This window comes from Photobacterium sp. OFAV2-7, from assembly GCF_022347985.1.
Lineage (GTDB): Bacteria > Pseudomonadota > Gammaproteobacteria > Enterobacterales > Vibrionaceae > Photobacterium.
On the sequence record NZ_JAKRFQ010000194.1, the window covers coordinates 1 to 6,856 of the forward strand.

The window sequence follows — 6,856 nt, forward strand, 5'->3', positions numbered from 1 at the left end:
CGCGACTTTCTAGCGATTTTTCGACTGAGGATAAGATACCTCGCAGGATATTCAACTCCTGCTGCTCAGGGCGAGCACGGGTAAATAGCCGACGCAGTTTCGCCATCACCATTCCCGGATGTTTCTTATTAATAAACTGGGTCTGCGTGGTAACTTTTTCAAGGTGCTCATAGAACATTTCCAGCTCTTTGGCGCGCGGATATTCTTCTACCTTGCTATCACCATCGTATTTTTGCTGCTCCAGGTACGCCATGCGGACCTCGTAGCTGACCGTCTGCACGGCCATCGCCAGATTCAGCGAGCTGTAGTCCGGATTAGCAGGAATGTAGACATGACAGTGACACTTTTGCAGTTCTTCATTGGTCAGTCCCGTACGTTCTCGACCAAACAAAATAGCGACATTGTGGCTGCTGGCCTCGGCAATCGACTTGATCCCACACTCACGCGGGTCGAGTTGCGGCCACTCCAGGGTACGAGAACGTGCGCTCGAACCAACAACCAGGCCGCAATCAGCAATCGCTTCATCCAAGGTCGGGACAATTTTCGCATTGTCGACAATATCAGCTGCACCAGCAGCCAGCGCATAGGATTTCTCATCGATTTCACAAGCCGGATCGACCAACACCAAATTGGTCAGGCCCATCACTTTCATCGCTCGGGCAGCCGAGCCGATATTACCCGGATGAGAGGTACCCACTAAAACAACACTGATTTTATCTAACATGAAAAAGCTATATCCGACGAATTCTTAAAGCGGAAGGATTTTAACACACCCTCTCCAAAAATGGAGAAAACATGTAAAAACATTATATCTATGACCGGTATTTTATTCCTTTTAGTACTAACGCAGATAGGAAAAACCGTTCCGGGCAAAAAATAACCACTTCCTTTTTGCCCTAGCTCTGATATACTCGCCGCCGCTTTTTAGTTCTTTAACATCCGTTGGGAAGATCCTATGCATCCGATGCTTAATATCGCCATTCGCGCTGCGCGAAAGGCTGGTGACCATGTCATTAAATCTCTAGAAAAACCTCAGGCAATCGAAGTTGCCAACAAAGGTAATGATGTTGTTACCAACATCGATCAAGAAGCTGAAGCTATCATTATCGACACTATTCTTAAGTCTTACCCTGATCACTGCATCATTGGTGCAGAGACTGGTAACAAAGAAGGCAAAGACAAAGAGTGTCAGTGGATCATCGACCCAGTGGATGGCACCAAAAACTTCGTTCGCGGTTTACCTCACTTCGCAATCTCTGTAGCACTACGCATGCGTGGTCGTACAGAAGTTGCTGCTGTTTACGACCCAGCTCGTAACGAACTATTCACAGCAACTCGCGGCTCTGGCGCTCAGCTTAACAGCCAGCGCGTTCGTGCTTCCCAGCCACGAGATCTAAGCGGTACAACACTGGCAACAGGCCTTCCTTTTGCAGCCAAGCAACACGCTGAAAGCTACATGAAGATCCAAAACGCGCTGTTCATCGAATGTGACGACATGCGTCAGTGTGGTTCAACAGCACTCGATCTTTGCTACCTGGCAGCTGGCCGCGTTGACGGTGTATTCAAGCTAGGCCAGAAGCCTTGGGAACTGGCAGCGGGTGAACTAATCGCACGTGAAGCAGGTGCTATCTGTACTGACTTTACCGGTAATACTAACTACCTGACGTCTGGCAACATCGTTGCTGGTAACGCTCGTGTCGTTAAGCCAATGCTTGCCAAGATCCGTGAACACGGCAGCGAAGCATTGACTAAGTAATTTTTGGTTACTGACCAAACCAAGCCCCGCCAGCGACGCTGACGGGGCTTTTCTTTATCTAGGGCTAAGTGCTTTCATTTCATACAGTTAGATATACCGTATAAAGATCTCTTTATGATACTCTGCACCTATCGAGAAAACTGTATTCTATTAGGTGACATTGATGCCCGCATTCAACACACGCCCCCTGCTAATCAGCAGCCTATTGGCCTGTTCGCTACCCTTGCTGCTAACTGGCTGTGAACAACATTACGATACGCTCGAAGCTATTCCCTTCGCCGACCAAAACTTCCGTGCCTGCGTGCTGGACACAGGTGAGAGCTACCCTGACGATATCACCGAGCTCGATTGTGAAGACCTTAACATCCGCTCGGCAACCGAGGTGAAGTACTTCGAGAACCTTCGTAAACTGTCACTCGATGACAACCAGCTCGATTCCCTGGATCTGTCTGATAATCCCGAGCTACGCTACCTCGACCTCAGCGATAACCAGCTCAACACTCTGGATCTGTCAGAAAACCATGCTCTGCGTGAAGTACGGCTAAGCGATAATGACATTGATACCCTCGTACTCCCTCAGTCCGAGCGACTGGAAAAGCTGTTCCTGAATGACAATGAACTCGATTCATTGACTGTTTCCCAACTACCCAAGCTACGTGCACTGCTTGTTGCTGACAACAAGCTGCAAGCGTTGGACTTATCTAACAACCCTACGTTGACTGAACTCAATGTCAGAAACAACGCCCTGACCACCCTGGATCTCTCCCACAATACAAAACTCAACCAACTGCTAGAGCAAGGGAATCCAATGAACGGTGGCAAGCAACGTCCAGTCAGTGAGTGGCAGGCCAAATAAGGATTAACAAAGACTGAGCTGCAGATACAAAAACGGAGCCTTGCGGCTCCGTTTTTTATTCAGCGTTTTCACACAATACCTTACGGCATCGCGTCGAACTCTTCACCTTCTTTGTCTACCTGCGGTGGCATCAGGTGCTCACGGGTAATACCCAGTTTAAGCGCCAGCGCCGAAGCAACGTAAATAGAGGAATACGTACCGACAGTGATACCGATCAACAACGCCGCGGCAAAACCGTGGATCATGCTACCGCCTTTCAAGAACAGGGCAATAACCACGAATAGCGTTGTTGCCGAGGTGATCAAGGTACGGCTCAGGGTCTGGGTAACCGAGCTGTTCATCACCTCGATTGGTCCACCCTTACGCATCTTACGGAAGTTCTCACGGATACGGTCGAATACAACAATGGTATCGTTGAGCGAGTAACCGACAACCGTCAGCAAGGCCGCTACAATCGTCAGATCGATTTCAATCTGGGTGAAAGAGAAGATACCAATGGTGATGATGACGTCGTGTGCCAACGCCAGTACCGCACCTGCTGCCAGACGCCACTCAAAACGCATCGAGACATACAGCAGAATACAGATCAGCGAAACAAGAATCGCCAGACCACCGGCTTCAGCCAACTCGTCACCAACGTTCGGGCCAACAAACTCAATGCGGCGCATTTCAACGTTTTGGCCAGTACCGACTTTCAGGGCATCGATAATCTGGTTACCCAGCTTTTCGCCCTGTGCATCTTCACGCGGCTGCAGACGAACCATGACATCACGTGCCGTGCCGAAATTCTGCACGATGGCATCGCCAAAGCCGGCTGTTTCCAGTGAATCACGGATTTTGACCAGATCAGCAGGCTGCTCGAAACCAACTTCGATCAGTGTACCGCCGGTAAAGTCGAGGCCCCAGTTCAGTTTCTGAGTGGTAACAGTCGCGATTGCCGCAACAATCATAATAATCGACAGGACAAAAGTGCCTTTCGACCAGCGCATAAAGTCGATCACTTTATCCGCTTTCATTATTTGAAACATGTCAGCGTCTCCTTAGATCGACAGTTTATCGACGCGCTTACCGCCGTAAACAAGGTTGACCATTGCACGGGTTCCGACAATCGCCGTAAACATCGACGTCAGGATACCGATAGACAGGGTCACCGCGAAGCCTTTAATTGCACCTGTGCCCACGGCAAACAGAATGATTGCGGTGATCAGAGTTGTAATGTTGGCATCGGCAATCGTACTCAGTGCATTGGCATAACCTTGCTGAATGGCATGCTGAGGACTGCGGCCCTCACGAAGCTCTTCACGGATACGCTCAAAGATCAGTACGTTGGCATCGACAGCCATACCGACTGTCAGAACAATACCGGCAATACCCGGCAAGGTCATAGTTGCCCCTGGGATCATCGACATGACACCTATAATCATTACCAGGTTCATCAGCAGAGCCATATTGGCAAACAGACCGAAACGGCGGTAATACACCAGCGTAAACAGCATAACGGCAACCATACCCCAGATCATTGCCTGAATACCCATATCGATATTCTGCTGACCCATTGACGGACCGATAGTACGTTCTTCGACAATAGAGATAGGCGCAATCAGAGCACCTGCACGCAGTAGCAGTGCCAGGTTATGCGCTTCGGACTGAGAGTCGATACCGGTAATACGGAAGTTACGACCCAGTGCAGTCTGAATGGTCGCCTGGTTGATCACTTCTTCGTGTTTCTCAAGAATCACTTTGCCGTTGGCATCGCGATCGCCGCTGTCTTTATATTCGGTAAACACTGTAGCCATCAGCTTGCCCACGTTATTACGTGAGAAGGCTGTCATCTTGCTGCCACCTTCGCTATCGAGCGAAATATTAACCTGAGGACGGCCATATTCATCAGCGCTTGAGCTTGCGTCAGTAATATGAGAACCGGATAGAATCACACGTTTTTTCAGCACGACCGGACGCTGGTCACGGGTGTATTTCACCTCGCTACCTGCCGGTGCACGGCCAGAAGCAGCTGCCGCTACGTCAGCGGTGCTATCCACTTCACGGAATTCCAGCGTTGCTGTCGCACCCAAAATTTCTTTCGCACGCGCAGTATCCTGAACACCCGGTAGCTCGACAACGATGCGGTTTGCACCCTGACGCTGTACCAGTGGCTCGGCGACACCAAGCTCATTTACACGGTTACGTAGAATGGTGATGTTCTGGTCAACGGCGTAGTTGCGAATTTCCTGAAGGCGCGCCTCAGTAAACTGAGCCGAAAGCACAAAACGGCCATTGCTGTCGCTATCGGTGAACAACATATCCGGATGAAGCTTGGACAGCTCGATTTTAGCCTGAGCCAGCTGCTCGGCATTACGCAGGCGAACTTCAACCGAAGTATCGGTCTTACTGATAGCACGGTAGCGGATTTTCGCTTCGCGCAGTTCAGTACGGAAGGTCTCTTCCTGCTGACCCAGCAACTTGTCCATTGCTGCATCCATATCGACTTCCATTAGGAAATGCACACCGCCGCGCAAGTCCAGACCCAGTTTCATTGGGGTCGCGCCGATGGATTCAAGCCAGTCAGGAGTCGATGCTGCAAGGTTTAGTGCGACGACGAAGTCATCACCAAGCTGTTCATTGAGAATATCGCGGGCACTGATCTGGGTATCAGTATCGTTAAAGCGGACAAGTACAGTACCGTTTTCGAAAGCGACAGATTTGTAAGAGAGTTGATTTTGATTTAAATCTTCGGTGACTGCATCCAGCGTTGACATATCTGCCGAGGCGCCACGCGCCCCGGAGATTTGAATTGCCGGATCTTCACCGTAAACATTGGGAAGTGCATATAGCAGACCGATGAGCAGTGTAAACACCACCATCAGGTTCTTCCACAAGGGATAACGGTTTAACACTGCTGTGATCCTTCAGAGCAAAAAATTACAGAGATTTCATTGTGCCTTTTGGCAGAACTGCAGAAACGAAATCTTTTTTGATTGTTACTTCAGTTGTGTCATTCAGCGCAATAACAATGTAGTCGTTCTCGTCGGAGACCTTAGTGATTTTACCCACCAGACCACCATTGGTTAGCACTTCGTCACCTTTGCCCATGGAAGACATCAGGTTCTTATGCTCCTTAACGCGCTTCGCCTGCGGACGGTAAATCATGAAGTAAAAAATAACTGCGAACAGACCCAGCATGATGAATAGCTGCATACCGCCGCCCTGTGGTGCACCTTCAGCTGCGGCATGTGCCTGAGAAATGAAAAGACTCATTTATTAACGTCCTCGTTTATTGTTAAGCGTTTTTCAACGGTGGAACTTCACGGTCTCGACGCGCGTAGAACTCTTCTACAAAGGCATCGAAACGATCTTCTTCAATCGCCTTACGGATACTTGCCATCAAACGCTGGTAGTAACGTAAGTTGTGGATTGTATTAAGGCGTGCACCCAGAATTTCATTACACTTATCCAGGTGATACAGATACGCCTTCGAATAGTTGCGACAAGTGTAACAGTCACAGTGCGGATCGAGAGGGGTTGTATCCGTTTTATGTTTCGCATTGCGGATCTTGATCACACCACCGGTGACAAATAGGTGTCCATTACGGGCATTTCGGGTCGGCATCACGCAATCGAACATATCGATACCGCGACGAACACCCTCAACCAAGTCTTCCGGCTTGCCAACTCCCATCAGGTAACGTGGCTTGTCTTCCGGCAGCTGAGGACACGTATGCTCAAGCACACGGTGCATGTCTTCTTTCGGTTCACCAACTGCCAGGCCACCTACCGCATAACCATCAAAGCCGATATTAGTCAGACCTTCAACAGAAACATCACGCAAGTCTTCATATACACTACCCTGTACGATACCGAATAGCGCATTTTTGTTACCAAGTTTGTCAAAATGGTTGCGGCTACGCTGTGCCCAGCGCAGAGACATCTCCATCGACTTCTTCGCTTCATCGTGTGTCGCCGGGTACGGCGTACACTCATCGAAGATCATCACGATGTCTGAGCCCAGATCTTTCTGGATTTCCATCGACTTCTCGGCATCCATGAAAATCTTGTCACCGTTCACCGGGTTGCGGAAGTGAACACCTTCCTCGGTAATTTTACGGATATCGCCAAGGCTGAATACCTGGAAGCCGCCTGAATCAGTCAGGATCGGGCCCTGCCACTGCATAAAGTCATGCAGATCACCATGCATTTTCATCACTTCCTGACCCGGACGCAGCCACAGGTGGAAAGTATTACACAGA

7 protein-coding genes are annotated in these 6,856 nt (G+C 49.6%); 2 read left to right on the plus strand and 5 right to left on the minus strand.

Features of this window, described 5'->3' with window-relative positions; translation table 11 throughout:
* Positions 1 to 724 (minus strand): tRNA (cytosine(32)/uridine(32)-2'-O)-methyltransferase TrmJ (trmJ, locus tag MHN01_RS11915; protein ID WP_239411550.1); only part of this gene is annotated, 724 nt, incomplete at its 3' end.
* Positions 725 to 955: 231 nt separating this feature from the next.
* On the opposite strand from trmJ, the gene suhB reads away from it, so the two are divergent.
* Together suhB and MHN01_RS11925 are read left to right on the plus strand one after the other, a co-directional pair.
* The gene (suhB, locus tag MHN01_RS11920; protein WP_075763638.1) at positions 956 to 1,756 is read left to right on the plus strand and encodes an inositol-1-monophosphatase; all 801 of its coding nucleotides are present in this window, start codon (positions 956 to 958) and stop codon (positions 1,754 to 1,756) included.
* A 163-nt stretch (positions 1,757 to 1,919) separates the two neighbouring features.
* Entirely contained in the window at positions 1,920 to 2,612 is a 693-nt protein-coding gene (locus MHN01_RS11925; protein WP_239411551.1) for a leucine-rich repeat domain-containing protein, read from the plus strand.
* 80 nt (positions 2,613 to 2,692) lie between these two features.
* On the opposite strand, the gene secF is transcribed toward MHN01_RS11925, so the two are convergent.
* The 4 genes from secF to tgt all read right to left on the minus strand — a co-directional run.
* Positions 2,693 to 3,640 carry a protein translocase subunit SecF gene (secF, locus tag MHN01_RS11930; protein ID WP_239411552.1) on the minus strand — a complete coding sequence of 316 codons (948 nt, stop codon included), beginning with the start codon at positions 3,638 to 3,640 and terminating at the stop codon, positions 2,693 to 2,695.
* Between the two features lie 12 nt (positions 3,641 to 3,652).
* Positions 3,653 to 5,506, minus strand: coding sequence for a protein translocase subunit SecD (secD, locus tag MHN01_RS11935; RefSeq protein WP_370646501.1), 1,854 nt, complete (start codon positions 5,504 to 5,506; stop codon positions 3,653 to 3,655).
* Between the two features lie 25 nt (positions 5,507 to 5,531).
* Positions 5,532 to 5,867: a preprotein translocase subunit YajC gene (gene yajC / locus MHN01_RS11940; RefSeq protein WP_075763634.1), complete on the minus strand. Its 336-nt coding sequence runs from the start codon at positions 5,865 to 5,867 to the stop codon at positions 5,532 to 5,534.
* A 22-nt stretch (positions 5,868 to 5,889) separates the two neighbouring features.
* Positions 5,890 to 6,856, minus strand: a 967-nt coding sequence (tgt, locus tag MHN01_RS11945) for a tRNA guanosine(34) transglycosylase Tgt (RefSeq protein ID WP_239411553.1), incomplete at its 5' end; no start/stop codon positions are given.